17 protein-coding genes are annotated in these 18800 nt (G+C 69.0%); 11 read left to right on the forward strand and 6 right to left on the reverse strand.

The genetic code is table 11. The features are described from left to right. The first annotated feature begins 35 nt into the window (after positions 1 to 35). Genes AC07PZ_RS27335 through AC07PZ_RS27355 form a run of 5 tightly spaced genes read left to right on the forward strand, consistent with a single transcriptional unit; the run spans position 36 to position 6636 of the window. Positions 36 to 1349: a TolC family protein gene (locus AC07PZ_RS27335; RefSeq protein WP_495298308.1), complete on the forward strand. Its 1314-nt coding sequence runs from the start codon at positions 36 to 38 to the stop codon at positions 1347 to 1349. 32 nt (positions 1350 to 1381) lie between these two features. After that, positions 1382 to 1945, forward strand: coding sequence for a hypothetical protein (locus tag AC07PZ_RS27340; protein WP_495298309.1), 564 nt, complete (start codon positions 1382 to 1384; stop codon positions 1943 to 1945). Beyond that, a complete protein-coding gene (locus AC07PZ_RS27345) occupies positions 1942 to 3081 on the forward strand; it encodes an efflux RND transporter periplasmic adaptor subunit (protein WP_495298310.1) in 1140 nt (379 codons plus the stop codon). The genes AC07PZ_RS27340 and AC07PZ_RS27345 overlap by 4 nt, the downstream gene beginning before the upstream one ends. 10 nt (positions 3082 to 3091) lie before the next feature. After that, complete coding sequence (locus tag AC07PZ_RS27350; RefSeq protein WP_495298311.1) at positions 3092 to 6211, forward strand: efflux RND transporter permease subunit; 3120 nt, start codon at positions 3092 to 3094, stop codon at positions 6209 to 6211. A 41-nt stretch (positions 6212 to 6252) separates the two neighbouring features. Beyond that, complete coding sequence (locus tag AC07PZ_RS27355; protein ID WP_495298312.1) at positions 6253 to 6636, forward strand: hypothetical protein; 384 nt, start codon at positions 6253 to 6255, stop codon at positions 6634 to 6636. A 28-nt stretch (positions 6637 to 6664) separates the two neighbouring features. On the opposite strand, the gene AC07PZ_RS27360 is transcribed toward AC07PZ_RS27355, so the two are convergent. The 3 genes from AC07PZ_RS27360 to AC07PZ_RS27370 all read right to left on the reverse strand — a co-directional run bounded on the left by AC07PZ_RS27360 (position 6665) and on the right by AC07PZ_RS27370 (position 9273). Further along, positions 6665 to 7486, reverse strand: a complete 822-nt coding sequence (locus AC07PZ_RS27360; protein WP_495298313.1) for a ParB N-terminal domain-containing protein — start codon at positions 7484 to 7486, stop codon at positions 6665 to 6667. A 77-nt stretch (positions 7487 to 7563) separates the two neighbouring features. Next, a complete protein-coding gene (gene nth, locus AC07PZ_RS27365; RefSeq protein ID WP_495298314.1) occupies positions 7564 to 8211 on the reverse strand; it encodes an endonuclease III in 648 nt (215 codons plus the stop codon). Between the two features lie 63 nt (positions 8212 to 8274). Continuing rightward, positions 8275 to 9273 (reverse strand): GlxA family transcriptional regulator, encoded by a 999-nt coding sequence (locus AC07PZ_RS27370; protein WP_495298315.1) that lies wholly within the window; start codon positions 9271 to 9273, stop codon positions 8275 to 8277. A gap of 142 nt (positions 9274 to 9415) precedes the next feature. Between AC07PZ_RS27370 and AC07PZ_RS27375 the strand changes: the two genes are divergently transcribed. From AC07PZ_RS27375 to AC07PZ_RS27385, 3 genes are all read left to right on the forward strand, one after another. Next, a complete protein-coding gene (locus tag AC07PZ_RS27375; RefSeq protein ID WP_495298316.1) occupies positions 9416 to 10084 on the forward strand; it encodes a DJ-1/PfpI family protein in 669 nt (222 codons plus the stop codon). 50 nt (positions 10085 to 10134) lie between these two features. Beyond that, positions 10135 to 11121 (forward strand): tripartite tricarboxylate transporter substrate-binding protein, encoded by a 987-nt coding sequence (locus tag AC07PZ_RS27380; protein WP_495298317.1) that lies wholly within the window; start codon positions 10135 to 10137, stop codon positions 11119 to 11121. Between the two features lie 73 nt (positions 11122 to 11194). After that, on the forward strand, positions 11195 to 12382 hold the full coding sequence (locus AC07PZ_RS27385; protein ID WP_495298318.1) for an aminotransferase-like domain-containing protein: 1188 nt from the start codon (positions 11195 to 11197) through the stop codon (positions 12380 to 12382). A 39-nt stretch (positions 12383 to 12421) separates the two neighbouring features. On the opposite strand, the gene AC07PZ_RS27390 is transcribed toward AC07PZ_RS27385, so the two are convergent. Beyond that, the gene (locus AC07PZ_RS27390) at positions 12422 to 12649 is read right to left on the reverse strand and encodes a hypothetical protein (RefSeq protein WP_495298319.1); all 228 of its coding nucleotides are present in this window, start codon (positions 12647 to 12649) and stop codon (positions 12422 to 12424) included. Positions 12650 to 12724: 75 nt separating this feature from the next. Between AC07PZ_RS27390 and AC07PZ_RS27395 the strand changes: the two genes are divergently transcribed. Beyond that, a complete protein-coding gene (locus AC07PZ_RS27395; protein ID WP_495298320.1) occupies positions 12725 to 13078 on the forward strand; it encodes a DUF6172 family protein in 354 nt (117 codons plus the stop codon). A gap of 33 nt (positions 13079 to 13111) precedes the next feature. On the opposite strand, the gene serB is transcribed toward AC07PZ_RS27395, so the two are convergent. Together serB and mfd are read right to left on the reverse strand one after the other, a co-directional pair. Then, complete coding sequence (serB, locus tag AC07PZ_RS27400; protein WP_495298321.1) at positions 13112 to 13825, reverse strand: phosphoserine phosphatase SerB; 714 nt, start codon at positions 13823 to 13825, stop codon at positions 13112 to 13114. Then, on the reverse strand, positions 13822 to 17304 hold the full coding sequence (mfd, locus tag AC07PZ_RS27405; RefSeq protein ID WP_495298322.1) for a transcription-repair coupling factor: 3483 nt from the start codon (positions 17302 to 17304) through the stop codon (positions 13822 to 13824). The genes serB and mfd overlap by 4 nt, the downstream gene beginning before the upstream one ends. A 143-nt stretch (positions 17305 to 17447) precedes the next feature. Between mfd and ispD the strand changes: the two genes are divergently transcribed. Both ispD and ispF read left to right on the forward strand, forming a co-directional pair. Next, positions 17448 to 18164: a 2-C-methyl-D-erythritol 4-phosphate cytidylyltransferase gene (ispD, locus tag AC07PZ_RS27410; protein ID WP_495298323.1), complete on the forward strand. Its 717-nt coding sequence runs from the start codon at positions 17448 to 17450 to the stop codon at positions 18162 to 18164. Then, positions 18161 to 18667, forward strand: a complete 507-nt coding sequence (gene ispF, locus AC07PZ_RS27415) for a 2-C-methyl-D-erythritol 2,4-cyclodiphosphate synthase (protein WP_495298324.1) — start codon at positions 18161 to 18163, stop codon at positions 18665 to 18667. The genes ispD and ispF overlap by 4 nt, the downstream gene beginning before the upstream one ends. The last annotated feature ends 133 nt before the right edge of the window (positions 18668 to 18800 follow it).

Genomic DNA, 18800 nt, shown 5'->3' on the forward strand with positions numbered 1-18800 from the left:
TCGCGGGCGTTCGCCCGCAACCAACGAGGTTGATCATGAACATCCCACCCTGGACATCCAGGGGCGCGAGGCGACGCTTGTCGCGCCTCGTCCTGTGCGCGCCGCTCGTCTGCGGCGTGCTGAATCCGTCGAATGCGTCGGCGCAGCAAGCGGCCGATGCCGCCGCCGTTCCCACTGCCGCCACGCCGGTCACACCGGTCACGCTGAAACAGGCCGTCGATGCAGCGCTGGCGCGGTTGCCGCAGACCCGTGCGGCCGACGCCCGGCGTGACGCCGCCGCAGCCCGTCTCCGGGCCGCCGGCCACTGGATGCCCGAGCCCATGGCGCTGGAGCTGTCGGCCAAGAGTGACCGGCTGCAGACCAACCAGGGCGACCGCGAATGGGTCGCCGGTATTGCTGCGCCGCTTTGGCTTCCCGGCCAGCGCGACGGCGCCATCGCGCTGGCCGATGCGGCGCGGAACGCCATCGACAGCCAGCTCGCCGCTGCCCGCTGGCGTGCCGCCGCCGCGGTGCGCGAAGCCTGGTGGGCCGTGCAGGGCGCGCGCGAGGCCCAGCGCACGGCGCAGTCGCGCGGCGACCACGCGCAGCAACTGGCGGCCGATGTGGCGCGGCGTGTGCGGGCCGGCGATCTGTCGCGTGCCGACCAGCACCAGGCCGATGGCGCATCAGCTGCGGCGGAGGCCGAGTTCGCCCTGGCGCAGTCGGCGGCGAGCCGGGCTGCGCAGAACCTTCGCGCGCTGACCGGCCTGCCGCTGGCGGCGGCGCTCGATGTGCGCGGCGAAGCAGTTCCCGCGCTGGCGGCCGATGCGGCGCTGGCCGTGCATCCGTTGCTGCGTGACTTGGCCGACAAGGCCGAGGTGGCGCGCCGCACGCGCGACCTGGCCGGCATCGAGAAGCGCGCCAACCCGGAGCTCACGATCGCCACCTCACGCGAGCGCAGCGGCATCGGCGAGCCCTATGCACGCGCGCTCACGATCGGCCTGCGCATCCCGTTCGGGTCGAGTGACCGGCATGCCGCGCGGCTGGCCGAAGCCTCGGCCGACCAGACCGAAGCGGAGATCGCACTCATGGCCGAAAGCGAGCGCATCGCCGCAGACATCGCATCCGCACGCGAGCAACTCGCCGCCGCCGAAGTCGTGGCCGAAGCGGCCGCGCGGCGGGCCGTGCTGGCGCGCGAAGCGCGTGGCTTCTACGACAAGTCCTTCCGCCTCGGCGAGACCGACCTGCCGAACCGCCTGCGCATCGACCTCGAAGACACGGAGGCCGAACGCCAGAGCGCCCGCGCCCGCGTCGACCTGTCGGCGGCCGTCTCCCAACTGCGCCAGGCCCTCGGTCTCCTGCCGGAATGACCGTGCACCATGAACCCATTCGGAATCTGTCCATGACACATCTTTCGCTTCCGGCCTCGGCGGGCATCCTGCTGCTGGCCTTGCTTTTCGGCGCCGCCGTCCATGCCGACGATGGCCACGGCCATTCGCACGGCGATGCCGCACCCGCATCCGCCGGCCCGGTGCTGCCGCGCTTCACGGCCACCTCGGAGCTGTTCGAACTGGTCGGCGTGCTCGACGGCCGCACGCTCACGCTGTACCTCGACCATGCCGCGGACAACAGCCCGGTGAAGGACGCCCGGCTCGAGATCGAACTCGGCGGCGCGCCGCTGACGCTGAAGCCGCACGGCGACGGCGAGTTCGAGGCCGTGCTGACGGCCGCGCCGACGCCCGGCCAGACGCCGGTCACGGCCACCGTGATCACGCCCGCTGCGTCCGATCTGCTGGCCGGTGAGCTGGACATCCATGAGGACGCGCACCACGAAGAGGACGCGGCAAAGCGTCCGATGCGCATCGCCGCATGGGCGCTGGGCGGCATCGCCTTGCTCGCGTTGCTGGCCTGGACGGGACGCCGCCTTCTGGCAGGCAGCCCGCGCCGCGTCGGAGGTGCCGCATGACGCCGCATCGACTCGTCCTTCGCGCGTCGAGCGCATTGCGCGGGGTCGTCATCACGGCGGCCATCGCCGGCACGGCGACGGCTTTTGCCGACGCAGGCCATAGCCATGGCGAAGCACCCGCCGCGGTCAGTGCCAACGGTCCGCAGCGCCTGCCCGACGGCAGCGTGTTCCTGCCGAAGCCCGCGCAACGCCAGATCGGCGTGCGCATCCAGGCGGTCGACATCGCGGCGCTGCCGCAGACGGTCGCGCTCAACGGCCGCGTCGTGATGGACCCGAACGCCGGCGGCCGTGTGCAGCCGCTGGTGGCGGGCCGCATCGAGGCCGGCCCGCGGGGCCTGCCGTCCCCGGGGCAGGTGGTGAAGAAGGGCGAGCTGCTGGCCTATGTCGTGCCATCGACCGGCAGCCTCGAGCGCGCGGGCCAGCAGTCGCAACTGGCCGAACTGCGCGCGAGCCACACGCTGGCCCGGAAGCGTTTGGCGCGCCTGAACGAACTCGCCGACACCGTGCCGCGCAAGGACATCGAGGCCGCAGAAAGCGAGCTGGCGAGCCTCGCCGCGCGCATCGGTGCGATCGGCGCCGGGCTCGACACGCGCGACGCGCTGGTCGCGCCGGTGTCGGGCGTGGTCGCGTCCGTCGACGTCGTGCTCGGTCAGGTGGTGGATGCGCGCGAGTTGCTGTTCGAGATCGTCGATCCGGCGCGTCTGCGGGTGGAGGCACTGGCCTTCGACGGCACCTTGCCGGCGCAGGTGGCCGGTGCGTCCATCGCGGCCGGTGGGCAGCGCGTGCCGCTGCGCTTCGTCGGCGCCTCGCGCACCTTGCGCGACCAGGCCGTGCCGCTTGTGTTCGCAGCCGAGGCGGGTGCGGGCGCGCTCGCCCGGTTGTCGATCGGCCAGCCGGTCCGCGTGATCGTGCAGACACGCACGCCGGTGCAGGGCGCGGCCGTGCCGTCGGCGGTGCTGATGAAGAACGCCGCCAACCAGACCACGGTGTGGGTCAAGGTCGCACCGGAGCGTTTCGAGCCGCGCGTGGTCATGACCGAGCCGCTCGACGGCACCACGGTCGCCGTCACCTCCGGCCTGCAGGCCGGCGACCGCGTGGTCACCCAGGGTGCCACGCTGATCAACCAGATCCGCTGAGGGCCGTCGCATGTTCAAGTGGCTCCTCCACAACAGCCTGGCCAACCGGCTGCTGGTGCTCATCGCGGCGCTGGTGCTGATGGCCTTTGGCGCCTTCACGCTGTCGACCACGCCGGTCGACGTCTTCCCCGACCTCAACAAGCCGACCGTCACGCTGATGACCGAGGCCGGCGGCATGGCCGCGGAAGAGGTCGAACAGCTCATCACCTTTCCGCTCGAGACCACGATGAACGGGCTGCCCGGCGTCGAGTCGGTGCGCTCGGTGTCGTCGGCCGGGCTGTCCTTCCTGTACGTGACCTTCGGCTGGAACACCGACATCTTCCGGGCGCGCCAGCTGGTGGCCGAACGGCTGTCGTCGATGGAAGAAGCGATCGCGCCCGGCGTGGTGCCGCGCATGGGACCGATCAGCTCGGTCATGGGCGAGATCATGCAGATCGCGATACCGGTCGACACGTCGAAGGTGTCCGCGATGGCCGTGCGCGAGTACGCCGACTGGGTGCTGCGCCCGCGGCTGCTCGCGGTGCCGGGCGTGGCGCAGGTCATTCCGATCGGCGGCGAGGTGCGCCAGTTTCAGGTGCAGCCGGACACGGTGCGGATGGCGGCGCTGGGCATCACGCACGAACAGCTCGAAGCGGCGCTGAAGGGCTATTCGTCGAACACGTCCGGCGGCTTTCTGGAGCTGAACGGGCGCGAGTACCTGATCCGCCACCTTGGGCGCAGTTCGCGGCTCGATGACCTGCGCAACCTCGCGCTGACCGCGCGCGACGGCCGGCCGGTACTGCTGCGGCAGGTCGCCGGTGTCGACTTCGCCGCCGCGCCGAAGCGTGGCGATGCGGGCTTCGAAGGCAAGCCGGCGGTGATCCTCGGCATCCAGAAGCAGCCGACGGCCGACACCATCGGCCTCACGCGCACGATCGAGGAAGCGCTCGCGGGCATGAAGACCTCGCTGCCGTCCGGCATGGAGGCGCCGCGCGTCACCTTCCGCCAGGCGAGCTTCATCGAAGCCTCGATCTCGACGCTGAAGGGCAAGCTGGTCGGCGCGGCGATCTTCGTCGCGGCGATCCTGTTCTTCTTCCTCGGCACGCTGCGCCCGACGCTGATCGCGCTGACCGCCATTCCGGTGTCGATCCTCGTCACGGCGCTGGTCTTTCGCTACTTCGGCATGTCGATCAACACCATGACGCTGGGCGGCCTGGCGATCGCGATCGGCGGGCTGGTCGACGACGCGGTGGTCGACGTGGAGAACATCCTGCGCAGGCTGAAGGAGAACCGGCTGAAGCCGGCAGCCGAGCGGCTGGGCACGATCGCGCTGGTGGCCAAGGCGTCGATGGAAGTGCGCTCCGGCATTCTTTACGCGACGGTGATCATCGTGCTGGTGTTCGTGCCGCTGTTCGCGCTGCCGGGGCTCGAAGGCAAGCTATTCATTCCGCTGGGCATCGCGTTCATCGTGTCGACGCTGGCGTCGCTCGTGGTGTCGGTCACGGTCACGCCGGTGCTCAGTTCCTTCCTGCTGCCGCGCATGAAGAGCCTGGACCACGGCGACACGAAGGTGCTCGCGTGGCTCAAGGCGCGCTACCGCAACGGGCTGGCGCGCGTGCTCGCACGGCCGAGGGCGGCGCTGTGGGCCGCGGGCGCCGCGGTGCTGCTGGCCGGCGCGGCGGTGCCGTTCTTCCCGACCACCTTCCTGCCGCCGTTCAACGAAGGCACCTTCCTGATCGGCATGCGGCTGAACCCGGGCGTGACGCTGGCCGAAAGCGCCGCGCTGGCGCGCCAGGCCGAGGTGCTCGTGGCGCAGGTGCCGGAGGTGGTGCACGTCGGCCGACGCAGCGGCCGTGCCGAGCTCGACGAGCATGCCGAGGGCGTGCACGTCAGCGAGCTCGACGTCGGCCTGCTGCCGACCGCCGAGCTGAAGCGGCCGATGTCGGAGATCGCAGCGGACATTCGTGCCAGGCTGGCGAACCTGCCGGCCGCGATCGCCATCGGCCAGCCGATTTCGCACCGCATCGACCACATGCTGTCGGGCGTGCGTTCGCAGATCGCGATCAAGCTCTTCGGCGAGGACCTCGACACGTTGCGCGGCCAGGCCGACGTGCTGCGCGCGCGGCTGGCGGCGATCCCGGGGCTGGCCGATCTGGAGATCGAGAAGCAGGTGCTGGCGCCACAGATCAAGGTGCGCGTCGACTATGCCGCCGCCGCGCAGTACGGCGTGCCGGTGCCGCAGGTGCTGACCGCGCTGCAGAGCCTGGTCGAGGGCGAGAAGGTCGCGCAGATCATCGAGGGCGGCCGACGCTTTGCGCTGGTCGTGCGGTTGCCGGAAGAAGCACGCTCGATCGATGGCCTCGGCCGCATCCTGATCGAGACGCCGAGCGGGCGCATCCCGCTGTCGACCATCGCCAGCATCGAGGACGGCGACGGCCCGAACCAGATCAGCCGCGACGATGGCAAGCGGCGCATCGTGCTGTCGGCCAATGCGCAGGGCAGGGCGCTGTCGGACGTCGTCGCCGACATCCGCGCCGCCGTCGCCGCCACACCGCTGCCCGAGGGTTATTTCGTGACGCTGGGCGGCCAGTTCCAGGCGCAGGAAGAGGCCGCGCGGCTGGTCGGGCTGCTGTCGATCGCCTCACTGGCGCTGATGTTCGTGGTGCTGTACGGCCGCTACCGATCGGCCGTGCTGTCGGCGCTGGTGATGGCGAACATTCCACTGGCCTTGGTGGGCGCAGTGGTGGGCCTGTGGCTGTCCGGTCAGCCGCTGTCGATCGCGGCGCTGGTCGGCTTCATCACGCTGGCGGGCATCTCGGTGCGCAACGGCATCCTGAAGGTCAGCCACTACGTGAACCTGATGCGCTTCGAGGGCGAACGCTTCGACCAGCCGATGGTCGTGCGCGGCTCGCTGGAGCGGCTCGCGCCCGTGCTGATGACCGCGCTGGTGACGGCCTTCGCGCTGGCGCCGCTGCTGTTCGAGGCCGAGCGCCCCGGCACCGAGGTGCTGCATCCGGTGGCGGTGGTGATCTTCTCGGGGCTGATCAGCTCGACGCTGCTCGACACCTTCCTGACGCCCGCGATGTTCTGGCTGTTCGGCCGCAAGGCGGCGCAGCGGCTGGCGGACGACCGCACGGCCGACGCGCTGTGATGGCGCGCATTTTTATCTCCAACCTTCACCCAAGGATTCGCATGAAGCTTCACACCCTGATGGCCGGTACCGCACTGGCCGCATCGCTCCTTTCCAGCCCGGCAAGGGCGCACGGCGACGACCACGCGCACACGCCGCTGCATGGCGGCGTGGTCACCGAGGTCCGTGACATGGACTACGAACTGGTCGCCACGCCGACGGTGATGCAGCTGTACCTGCGCGACCACGGCGAGCCGGTCGACGTGTCGACGGCGAGCGCCAAGCTGACCTTGCTGGCCGGCACCGAGAAGCAGGAGGTCGAACTGAAGCCGACGGGCGACAGGCTCGAAGCGGCCGGCAGTTTCAAGGTCGGCGCCGGGACCAAGGCCGTGGTCGTGGTGACGGTGGGAAGGAAGGCCTCGACGGCGCGTTTCAGCCTGAAGTAGAGGCCGCGACGGCGGCCGGGCGTGGCGGTCAGCCCAGTTGCCGCAGCAGTTCCATCACCTGCTTGCGCAGGGCCGTGTTTTCCTTCGTCAGCTCTTCCACGCGCTTTTCCAGTGCCTGGACGACGTCCGGATCGGCGGACTCGCTCGATCCGCGGCTTTCAGACGGCTCGGCGGACGGGTCGCGTTCCGCACGCGGCTTGCGCTTGGCTTCGCGCACGCGCTTGGCCGCCTGCTTGAGTTCGTCCTTGCCGCCTTGTGCCGCCGCGACCTGTTCTTCCGCCGACAGGCTGGACACGGCTGCCGCTGCGTTGAGCGAGATCGCGCCCGACTTGAGAGCGGCGACCACTTCCGGCGCGGCCTGCTTCTGGATCTTCTCGATCATCACGACCTGGCCGCTGCTCAGCCGGGCCGCCTTCGCGATGTCCTCGCGGCTGTTGAGCGGCGTGCCCGTGGCGGCTGCGTCGTCGTCCGACCACGGCGGATCGTTCGGGTCCGCCGCTTCGACCTGGGCGATCTTCTGCGCCCTGCGCGCCGACACGATGTCCTTCTTGCGCAGCGCCAGTACGCCGCGCTGGAAGTCCGACACGCTGCGCCGGCCCAGGTGCTGGTCGATCATCCAGAGGTGCACGTCCTCGATCGACTGGAAGCGCGTGTTCTGCACCGTCTGGAAGGGCAGGCCGTGCTTCTGGCAGATGCCGTAGCGGTTGTGGCCGTCGACCAGCACGTCGCCCCACAGCACCAGCGCGTCGCGGCAGCCCTCGTCGAGGATGCTGCGTTCCAGCGACTCGTATTCCTCCGGCGTCAACGGGTCGATATAGGCTTGGAGTTCTTCGTTGACGACGATGTTCATGGGGGGCGGGGATCGGTGGCGGAGCCGGGGATGGCGAAAGGGGCGGGATTCTAAACGTGCGCCCCGGGGCGCGCCGTTCAGGCGGTCTTGGGCGCGGGCGTCTTCGGCTTGAAGTCGCAGTACGGCGCCACCGCGCATTCCCAGCAGCGCGGCTTGCGCGCCACGCAGACGTAGCGGCCATGCAGGATCAGCCAGTGGTGCGCATGCAGACGGTAGTCGGGCGGCACGCGCTTTTCGAGCTTCAGCTCGACTTCCAGCGGCGTCTTGCCGGGCGCCAGGCCCGTGCGGTTGCCGACGCGGAAGATGTGGGTGTCGACCGCCATCGTCGGCTCTCCGAAGGCCACGTTCAGCACCACGTTGGCGGTCTTGCGGCCGACGCCTGGCAGCGCCTCCAGTTCGGCACGCGTGCGTGGCACCACGCTGCCGTGCAACTCGACCAGCATCCGGCAGGCCTCGATCAGGTGCTTCGCCTTGCTGCGGTACAGGCCGATGGTCTTGATGTAGCTCTCCAGCCCCTCGACGCCCAGGTCGAGGATCGCCTGAGGCGTGTTCGCGACCGGGAACAGACGCCGCGTCGCCTTGTTCACGCCCACGTCGGTCGCCTGTGCCGACAGCAGCACCGCGGCCAGCAGCTCGAAGGGCGTGGTGTATTCGAGCTCGGTTTCGGGTGTGGGGTTGACCGCCTGCAGCGTGGCGAAGAAGGCGACGATGTTTTCTTTTTTCATGGGATCTCGATTGTCCGGCGGTTGTCGGCGCCCGGCTTTCGGCCGACCGGTCGTGCAGACCGCTCAGGCCGCCGCGAAGCGTTCCCGGTAGCCGGTCGGCGACACATGCAGATTGCGCGTGAAGACGCGCCGCATCACTTCTTCGGAGCCGAAGCCGCACTGCTGCGCGATCGCCTTGTTGCTCAACTGGTGCGCCTCCACCAGGCGGCAGGCCTGCTCCAGCCGGACGCGCTCCACCGCGTGCGCCGGCGTGGTGCCGGTCTGCGCGACGTAGAAGCGCGCGAAGGTGCGCGGCGTCATGCCGAGCCGGTCGGCCATCTCTGCAACGCTGAGCGGGCTGCGCAACTGCGTGGCGATCCACTGGTGCAGCTGCGCGATGCGGGTGTCGCCGGCCGTCTGTTCCAGCAGCGCGCTGCTGAACTGCGACTGGCCACCGGGCCGCTTGTAGAACACGACGAGCTTCTTCGCGACCGCCATCGCGATGTCGCGCCCGGCGTCGGCCTCGACCATGCCGAGCGCCATGTCGATGCCGGCCGTCACGCCGGCGGAGGTCCAGAACCGGCCGTGGCGCAGGTAGATCGCGTCGTGCTGCACGGCGACTGCCGGAAACTGCGCGGCCAGTTGTTCGCAGGCGGCCCAGTGCGTGACGGCGCTGCCGCCGTCGAGCAGGCCGGTGCGCGCGAGCACGAAGGCGCCGGTGCAGACGGACGCGAGCCGTTCGATGCGCGGGGCGGCGCGGCGGGTCCAGTCGGCGAGCGCGGTGGCGGCTTCGGCCTTCGCGGCGGCCGCCGGCTGGCGTGCCGGCTGCCAGACGCCCGGACCGCCCGGCACCACCACGGTGTGGACCGCCTGCACGAGCCGCTTGGGCAGCGCGCGCGCCAGCAGCTCGACACCGCTCGAACTGCGCACCGCACCGCCGTCGAGCCCGCAGACGCGGGTGTCGTAGAGCGGCTGGCGCCCGGCGGCGCGCAACTCGTCGTTGGCGGTCGCGAAGACCTGCAGCGGGCCGCTCACGTCGAGCAGCTGGAAGTCTTCGAACACGAGGAACCAGATCGCGTGCATGGCTTGGGATGGGTCTCGGCGGTGCGGAATCGCCGGTATGAGGGCTTGGCAGGAATGGTGGGGTGTTTGTCGCAACAGACAAGCGAGCCAATCCTACACTGACCCGCATCGCTGCCTCAGCACTAACCGAAAGCGCCTTCCCATGAACATCGGCATGCTCGTATTTCCGGACATCACCGCGATCGACTATGTCGCTCCGGCAGACCTGCTGGTCCGCATTCCCGGCGCCACGCTGAACCTGGTGTGGAAGCACACCGACACCATCCGGACCGAACTCGGCTGGGAGTTCCGGCCGACGGCGTCCTTCGAGAGCTGCGGCCAGCTCGACATGCTGGTCGTGCCCGGCGGCCCGGGCATCGGCGCGTTGCTGGACGACGAGGAAACACTGCAGTTCCTCGCGCGCCAGGCGGCCGGCGCGACCTGGATCGTCGGCATCTGCACCGGCCCGTTGGTGCTCGGCGCGGCCGGCCTGCTCGACGGCTACAAGGCTACCTGCCACTGGGCGTCGCACCAACTGCTCGAGCTGGTCGGTGCCGTGCCGGTCGACGAGCGCGTGGTGGTCGACCGCAACCGCATCACCGGCGCGGGCATGACCTCGGGCATCGACTGCGCGTTGCAGGCCATTGCGCTGGCCAGCAGCTCCGAGGTGGCACAGGGCGTGCAACTGTTCGCCGAATACGACCCGCAGCCGCCGTTCGACACCGGGTCGCCGCACAAGGCTCCGGCCGCGATGGTCGCGGCGGCGCGCGCCAAGGTGCAGCCCATCGTCGCGCAGCGCGCTGCGTTGTTGTCGGCGCGCCGCCGCGCCTGAGATCCGTTTCGTCTCTTTATTTCATCCACACGCATCGCCCGAGGTTCGCCATGTCACCTGTGTCTCGCTCCTTCGCCCGCCTTCTGTGGCGCTCACTGCTCGTCGCCGCGCCGCTGTGTGCGGTGTTCGGCGCCCATGCGCAGGGTTATGCCGGCCCGGTGCGCGTGCTGGTCGGCTACCCGCCGGGCGGCCCGGCCGACACGGCGGCGCGCATCGTCGCCGAGAAGCTGGCGGTCGAACTGGGCCAGCCGGTGGTCGTCGACAACAAGCCCGGCGCCGGCGGCCAGATCGCCGCGCAGGCCCTGAAGGCCGCGCCGGCGGACGGCTCGGTGCTCTTCATGAGCAACACGCACACCGTGGCGATGGTGCCGCTGACGATGAAGACCGCCGGCTTCGCGCCGGCAACCGACTTCCGCATGATCGGCACCGTCGCGACCTTCGAACTGGCGCTGGCCGTGCATCCGAAGACCGGCGCGACGAACCTGCAGGAGCTCGGCGCCTGGCTGGGTACGCACCGCGGCGAAGCGGGCATCGGCGTGCCGGCGCCGGCCAGCGCGCCCGAATTCGTCGCGGGCAAGGTGTCGCGCGTGCTGAAGGCCGACACGGTGCCGGTCGCCTACCGCGGCGCGGCGCCGATGGTGAGCGACCTGCTCGGTGGCCAGATCGCGGCGGGTGTCTCGGGCATCTCGGACTTCCTGCAGTACCAGCAGGCCGGCAAGCTGCGCATCCTGGCCGTCAGCCGGGCCACGCCGCTGCTGCCCGGCGTGCCGTCGTTCTCGCAGGCGGGTGTGGCCGGGCTGGACAACACGACCGACTTCCTCGGCCTCTACGCCCCGGCTGCGCTGGCGGACGCCGTGGTCGTGCGCTACAACACCGCGCTGAACCGCGTGCTGGCGCAGCCGGAGGTGGTCGCCAAGCTGCAGGGCTACGTGATGACCGTGGCGCCGAGCACGCCGGCGGAGCAGGCGCAGCATCTGGCGCAGGTGTCGAAGGCGCTGGCCGGACTGGTGCAGGAAAGCGGTTTCGTTCCCCAGTGAACCCGACCAGTACTTGAATTGGAGACAATCGTGGCTTGCTTCGGCAAGCCACGCCCATCCAGGAACCAGACCCATGCAATTCGCATCCCGCCTCGACAACGTCGAAACCTCCGCCATCCGCGAACTCTTCAAGCTGCTGGGCACGCCCGGCATCATCAGCTTCGCGGGCGGCTTTCCCGACAGCGCCATGTTCGACGTGGAGGGCCTGAAGGAAGCCAGCGCGAAGGCGCTGAACGAGGAACCCGGCGGTGCGCTGCAGTACGGCGCCACCGAAGGCTACGAGCCGCTGCGCACGCAGCTCTCGGCCTTCATGAAGACCAAGGGCGTCGACGTCGACCCCAGCGGCCTGATCGTCACCACCGGCAGCCAGCAGGCGCTCGACCTGCTGGGCAAGACGCTGATCTCGCCCGGCGACAAGGTGATCGTCGAAGGCCCGACCTTCCTCGCGACCATCCAGTGCTTCCGTCTTTACGGCGCGCATCTGATCAGCGCACCGGTCGACGCCAACGGCGTGAAGACCGACGAGCTCGAAAAACTCATCGCCGAGCACAAGCCGAAGTTCGTCTACCTGATCCCGACCTTCGGCAACCCGAGCGGCGCCATGCTGAGCCTGGAGCGCCGCAAGAAGGTGCTGGAGATGGCCGTCAAGTACCAGACGCTGATCGTCGAGGACGACCCGTACGGCGACCTGTACTTCGGTGAAGCGCCGCCGCCGTCGATCATGTCGCTGAGCAGGGACGTGCCCGGCAGCCGCGAATTCATCGCGCACTGCGGCAGCCTGAGCAAGGTGCTGAGCCCCGGCCTGCGCATCGGCTGGATGATCGCGCCGGCCGAGCTGCTGGCCAAGGCGACGATGTGCAAGCAGTTCAGCGACGCCCACACCAGCACCTTCGCGCAGGCGACGGCCGCGCAATACCTGAAGAGCGGTCGCATGCCCGCGACGCTGGCCAACGTGCGCAAGGTCTACGGCGAACGCGCGCAGGCGATGGGTGCCGCGTTGAAGCGCGAGCTGGGCGATGCCATCGAGTTCACGCAGCCCAATGGCGGCCTGTTCTTCTGGGCGCGGCTGACGGGCGCGAACGGCAAGCTTGCGGATGCGAACGTGCTGGCGAAGAAGGCGATCGAGCAACTGGTGGCCTTCGTGCCGGGTGCGCCGTTCTTCGCGGAGAACCCGGACGTCGCGACGCTGCGGCTGAGCTTCGCGACGGCGAACGTCGAGAAGATCGAAGAAGGGATCGCCCGCCTGGGCAAGGCTGTCTGAGCCCTTGCAGGCCTGGAGGCGCGCCGAGCGCCTCCGGATTCAGGGCGATCGATGCAGGCGCGGCGCCGACAGCAGCGCCAGGTTGTCCGCGATCGCCGCGTCCAGCTGCCGGTGCTTTCCGGTCAGCCGCGACAGCGTCATGATGGTCTGAAGGGCCTTCAGGTCCTTCACACTGGGCGCGACCTTGATCTGCGCGATGGCCGCGGCGGTGTTGCCGCCGTGGACCAATGCCATGACCTTCCCGGCCCAGTCGTTTGCGCGTGCCATGCGTAATCCTCGTCTTTCAATGGAGCGCCGACTGTACACAGCCGGCCCGCTCCCCATCCCCGGTGACAATCACCCATGAGAAAAACATTCCAGCTCCAGCCCGAAGGCAAGAACCGCGACCGCGTCCTCGAGGCCATCAAGCACGAAGTCCGCAAGTACGTCCAGCGCGAGCGTCGCCGCGCATTGCCCGAAGGCGTCGACTTCTGGGACTTCGACTGCCGCTTCGGCGCCACGCAGGAAACGGCCGAAGTCGTGCACCTGGCGGCGCTCACGGGCCTGATGAACGACATCGCCAAGGCCGAAGGCCCGCAGTTCTACGTCGAGATCCTGGCCAAGCACGGCAAGCGCAAGCCGCGGCCCGCAGGCGAATCGGCCGATGCCGCCGATGCCACCGTCGACCGCGCGCCTGACGCGGACGCCGAAGACTGAACTCCCATGCCGCTGCGGCGGCTGCCACGGAATTCAGACGGCCAGCACTTCCAGCAGGCGATCCAGCCCGCCTTCATTGATCGCCACCATCGCCTGTTCGCGCACTTTCGGCTTGGCGTGGAAAGCGACCGACAGGCCGGCTTCGCCCATCATCGGCAGGTCGTTCGCGCCGTCGCCCACGGCGATGGTCTCGGCGGGCGAGATGCCCATCAGCGACGCCACTTCCAGCAGCGTGCGGCGCTTCTCGGCACCGTCGCAGATGTCGCCCCAGCTCTGTTCCACCACGCGCCCGGTCAGCTGGCCCGCAGCCTCGTCGAGCAGATTCGAGCGTGCGAAGTCGATGCCGAGTCGCGCCTTCACGCGGTTCGCGAAGAAGGTGAAACCGCCGGACACCAGCAGCACCTTGAGCCCGGCGGCCTTGCAGGCAGCCACCAGCTCGCTCGCGCCGGGGTTGAGCTTCAGTCGTTCGTCGTAGACCTGTTGCAGCGCGCTCACCGGCACGCCTTCGAGCAGCGCGACGCGGCGCCGAAGGCTTTCCTTGAAGTCCTTGATCTCGCCCCGCATCGTGGCTTCGGTGATGGCCGCGACCTCGGCCTTCTTGCCGACCGCGTCGGCGATCTCGTCGATGCATTCGATGTTGATCAGCGTCGAATCCATGTCGAACGCGATCAGCTTGAAGTCGGCAAGCCGTAGGGGCGGCGTGAAGCGCTGGAGGACCAGGCCCGGGGAGGTTTCGGCGATGTTCATGCAGGTTCTGTTTGCTTGTTGGTGGGTTGACCCAGGCTGCGCAGCACGTCGCGGACCATCTGCGCACGGTCCTTCGGTTCCTTGAGTTCGCGTTCGATGCGCAGCTTCTCGTTGCCGGCCAGCTTGATGTGCCGGTTCTTCTGGATCAGCTGGATGATGTTCATCGGGTCGACCGGCGGATCCTTCTTGAACGTGATGTTGATCACGCCCGGCGCCGCGTCGACCTTGACCACGCCGTAAGGCCGCGCCAGCACGCGCAGCCGGTGCACGTCGATCAGCGTCTGCGCCTGCGTCGGCAGCTTGCCGAAGCGATCGACGATCTCTTCGAGCAGGTGGTCGATCTGCTCCGGCGTCTTGGCGGTCGCCAGCTTCTTGTAGAACGACAGGCGCAGGTGCACGTCGCCGCAGTAGTCGTCGGGCAGCAGGGCGGGCGCATGCAGGTTGATCTCGGTCGTCACGTTGAGCGGCGACAGCAGGTCGGGTTCGCGGCCGGCCTTGAGCGCGGCGACGGCTTCGCTCAGCATCTCGTTGTAGAGCTGGAAGCCGATCTCCATCATGTTGCCGCTCTGGTTTTCGCCCAGCACCTCGCCGGTACCGCGGATTTCCAGGTCATGCATCGCCAGGTAGAAACCGGAGCCGAGCTCTTCCATCTGCTGGATCGCCTCGAGCCGCTGCGCCGCATGCTTGGTCAGGCCGTCGATGTCCGGCACCATCAGGTAGGCATAGGCCTGGTGATGGCTGCGGCCGACGCGGCCACGCAGCTGATGCAGCTGCGCCAAACCGAACTTGTCGGCGCGGCTCATCACGATGGTGTTGGCGCTCGGCACGTCGATACCGGTCTCGATGATGGTCGAGCACAGCAGGATGTTGTAGCGCTGCGCCACGAAGTCGCGCATCACGCGTTCCAGTTCGCGCTCGGGCATCTGGCCGTGCGCCACGGCGATGCGGGCCTCGGGCAGGATCTCCTCGAGCTTCTGGCGCCGGTTCTCGATGGTCTCGACCTCGTTGTGCAGGAAGTAGACCTGGCCGCCGCGCTTGAGCTCGCGCAGCACGGCCTCCCGGATCACGCCGTTGCCTTCGGTGCGCACGAAGGTCTTGATGGCGAGCCGGCGCTGCGGCGCGGTCGCGATCACGCTCAGGTCGCGCAGGCCTTCGAGCGCCATGCCCAGCGTGCGCGGGATCGGCGTGGCGGTCAGCGTGAGCACGTCGACCTCGGCGCGCATCGCCTTCATCGCCTCCTTGTGGCGCACTCCGAAGCGATGCTCCTCGTCGATGATCAGCAGCCCCAGGTTCTTGAACTTGACGGACTCGCTGAGCAGCTTGTGCGTGCCGACGACGATGTCCACGCTGCCGTCCGCGAGGCCCTTGGCCGCGGCGGTGATCTCCTTGGCCGAGCGGAAGCGGCTCATCTCGGCCACCTTGACCGGCCACTTGCCGAAGCGGTCGACCAGCGTCTGGAAATGCTGCTCGGCCAGCAGCGTGGTCGGCGCAAGGAAGGCGACCTGCTTGCCGCCGGTGATGGCGATGAAGGCGGCCCGCAGCGCGACTTCGGTCTTGCCGAAGCCGACGTCGCCGCAGACCAGCCGGTCCATCGGGCGCGGCGAGATCATGTCCTGGATGACGGCATGGATCGCCGCCTTCTGGTCGGCGGTTTCGTCGAAGCCGAAGTCATTGGCGAACACCTCGTAGTCGGCGGCCGAGTAGCGGAAGGCATGGCCTTCGCGGGCCGCGCGGCGCGCATAGATGTTGAGCAGCTCGGCCGCGGAATCGCGCACCTGCTCGGCGGCCTTGCGCTTGGCCTTCTCCCATTGGCCGGAGCCGAGCTTGTGCAGCGGTGCCTCGTCGGCGCTGACGCCCGTGTAGCGGCTGATCTGGTGCAACTGGCTGACCGGCACGTAGAGCGTAGCCTTGTCGGCGTACTCGAGATGCAGCATTTCCTGCATCAACGGCTTGCCGTCGGCATCCTTGCCCTGGCCGAGGTCCATGTTGATCAGGCCGCGGTAGCGGCCGATGCCGTGGGCGGTGTGGACGACCGGGTCGCCCAGGTTGAGTTCGCTCAGGTCCTTGATCAGCGCCTCGACATCGCTGACCTGTTCCTGCCGCTTGTTGCGCCGACGGGTCGAGGGCGCGGCGGCGAACAGCTCGGTCTCGGTCACGAGGTCGATGCCACGCTCGAGCCACGAAAAGCCTGCGGCGAGCGCGGCGGTCGCGATGCCGATCTTCTCGTCCGAATCGGTATCGAACTCGGCCAGCGAATCGAAGGCCGGCGGGCTCACGCCGCTCGCACGCAGGAAGTCGAGCAGGCTTTCGCGCCGGCCTTCGCTCTCGGCCAGCAACAGCAGCCGATGCGGCGTGTTGCGGATGTGGTCCTTCAGCCGCGTCAGCGGGTCGTCCGCGCCGCGCACCACGGCGAAGGGAGGCAGGACGTCGAATTCCGCGTAGGGCGCCTCGGCCGTCGAACTGCCTCGCAGGGCGAGCTGCGCGTGCGGCTTGGCGCGGGCATAGAACTGCTCGGCGTCGAGGAACAGCGCATCGGGCGGCAGGGCGGGGCGCTCGGGGTCGCCACGTACCAGGCGGTAGCGCTCGGCCGTGTCCTGCCAGAAGTGCTGGAAGGCGGGTTCCATGTCGCCGTGCAGCACGACCGTCGCGTCGCTGCCAAGGTAGTCGAAGACGGTTGCCGTCTCTTCGAAGAACAGCGGCAGGTAGTACTCGATGCCGGCGGTCGCGACACCGTTGCCCATGTCCTTGTAGATCCGGCTGCGTGTCGGGTCGCCTTCCAGCAGCTCGCGCCAACGGTGGCGGAAGCGCCCGCGGGCATCGTCGTCCATCGGGAATTCGCGGCCGGGCAGCAGGCGCACTTCGGGCACCGGGTACAGGCTGCGCTGGCTGTCGGGGTCGAAGGTGCGGATCGAATCGATCTCGTCGTCGAACAGGTCGACGCGGAAGGGCACCAGCGAACCCATCGGGAACAGGTCGATCAGGCCGCCGCGCACGGCGTATTCGCCGGGGCTCACGACTTGCGTGACGTGGCTGTAGCCGGCCAGCGTCAATTGCGCCTTGAGCTTCGATTCCTCGAGCTTCTGCTTGGTCTTGAAATGGAAGGTGTAGCCGGCCAGGAAGGACGGCGGCGCCAGCCGGTAGAGCGCCGTAGTCGCGGGCACGAGCACCACGTCGGCTTCGCGCTGGCTGATGCGCCAGAGCGTGGCGAGCCGTTCGCTGATCAGGTCCTGGTGCGGCGAGAAGCTGTCGTAGGGCAGCGTCTCCCAGTCGGGGAACAGCGCGCAGCGCAGCGTCGGCGCGAAGAACGCCATCTCGTCGATGAGCCGCTGCGCGTCGTTGGCGTCGGCGGTGAAGATGGCGGTCGCGCGGCCCGCCCGCTTTTCGCGTTCTGCAAGCTGCGCCAGAAGCAATGCATCGGCCGACAGGGGCGGGCGGGGCAGCGTGAAGCGCTTGCCCGCGGTAAGGATGGGGAGGTCCATGGGGTGCCTGAAAAATGCAAAACACCCCGCGCGAACTGCGAAGGGTGTGTGCAGCGCGTTCGGCGCCGGCTGGCGGAGGACGCGAGCTGCAATTCTAGAATGGCGGCCCTTTCGCTGCCCGCTCCGGGCCACACCCCTTCACCATGTCCGTTTCCCGACTTTTCGTGCTGATTCCCTGCGCCGGCTCCGGCAGCCGTGCAGGCGGCGAAGGCCCCAAGCAGTACCGCCGCATCGCGGGTCGGCCCATGGTGGCTCACACGCTCGAGGCATTTCGGGCGCTGCCGGGTCGCTTCGAGAGCCTGGCGCTGGTCGTGGCGCCGGACGATCGGGACGTGGACGCGGCGCTGCCACGCTTCCCGGCCGAAGGCGAACATCTGCTGCGCGTCGGCGGCGCCAGCCGGGCGGCCACGGTGCGCAACGGACTGCTGGCCTTGCGCGCGCTCGGCGCGCATCCGAACGACTGGGTGCTGGTGCATGACGCCGCCCGTTGCCTCGTGACGCCGACGCAGATCGAGGCGCTGATCGCCGCCTGCGCGCACGACGCGGTCGGCGGCCTGCTTGCGCATCGCCTGCCCGACACGCTCAAGACCGCATCGCCGGTCGGACGCGTCGCCAGTACGTTGTCGCGGGCCGACAAATGGCTCGCGCAGACACCGCAGATGTTCCGCATCGGCATGTTGCTTGACGCGCTGGAGCGCATCGGCGACGCTGCCACCGACGAGGCCAGCGCGATCGAGCACGCCGGCCTCGCGCCGCTGCTGGTCGCCGGCACGGCACGCAATTTCAAGGTCACCTACCCCGAAGATTTCGCGATGGCCGAGGCGCTTCTGGCCACCCATCGCCACACCGACACGCCATGAATGCTTCCACGTCCGTTCCCGCACCTTTCAACATCCGCATCGGCGAAGGCTGGGACGTTCACCAGCTCGTCGCGGGCCGAAAGCTGATCCTGGGCGGTATCGAGGTGCCGCACACCACGGGGCTGCTGGGTCATTCCGACGCCGATGTCCTGCTGCACGCCATCACCGATGCCTTGCTCGGCGCTGCCGGGCTGGGCGATATCGGACGGCACTTTCCGGACACTGACGCGCAATTCAAGGGGGCCGATTCGGCGGTGTTGCTGGCGGAAGCAGCGCGCCGCGTGCGCGCTGCGGGGTGGGAGATCGGCAATGTCGACAGCACCGTGATCGCGCAGGCACCGAAGCTCGCGCCGCACATTCCGCTGATGTGCGAGCGCATTGCCGCGGTGCTCGGGATCGCGCAGGACCAGGTCAACGTGAAGGCCAAGACGGCCGAGAAGCTGGGGCCGGTGGGCGAGGGTCGCGCCATGGAAGCGCGTGCAGCGGTGCTGCTTCACCGCTGAAGCGGGGCGGCAAGGCGCAGGCCCAGATCGACCGGCATGGACAGCCGGATATGCCCACTGATGGCCTGGGGGCTGTCGCGCAGGAAAACTGAACTTTTCTTGTGGCCGTATACGAAAAATATACCGGCACCTA

The sequence above is a fragment of the Variovorax sp. GW821-FHT10B04 genome (assembly GCF_059415645.1).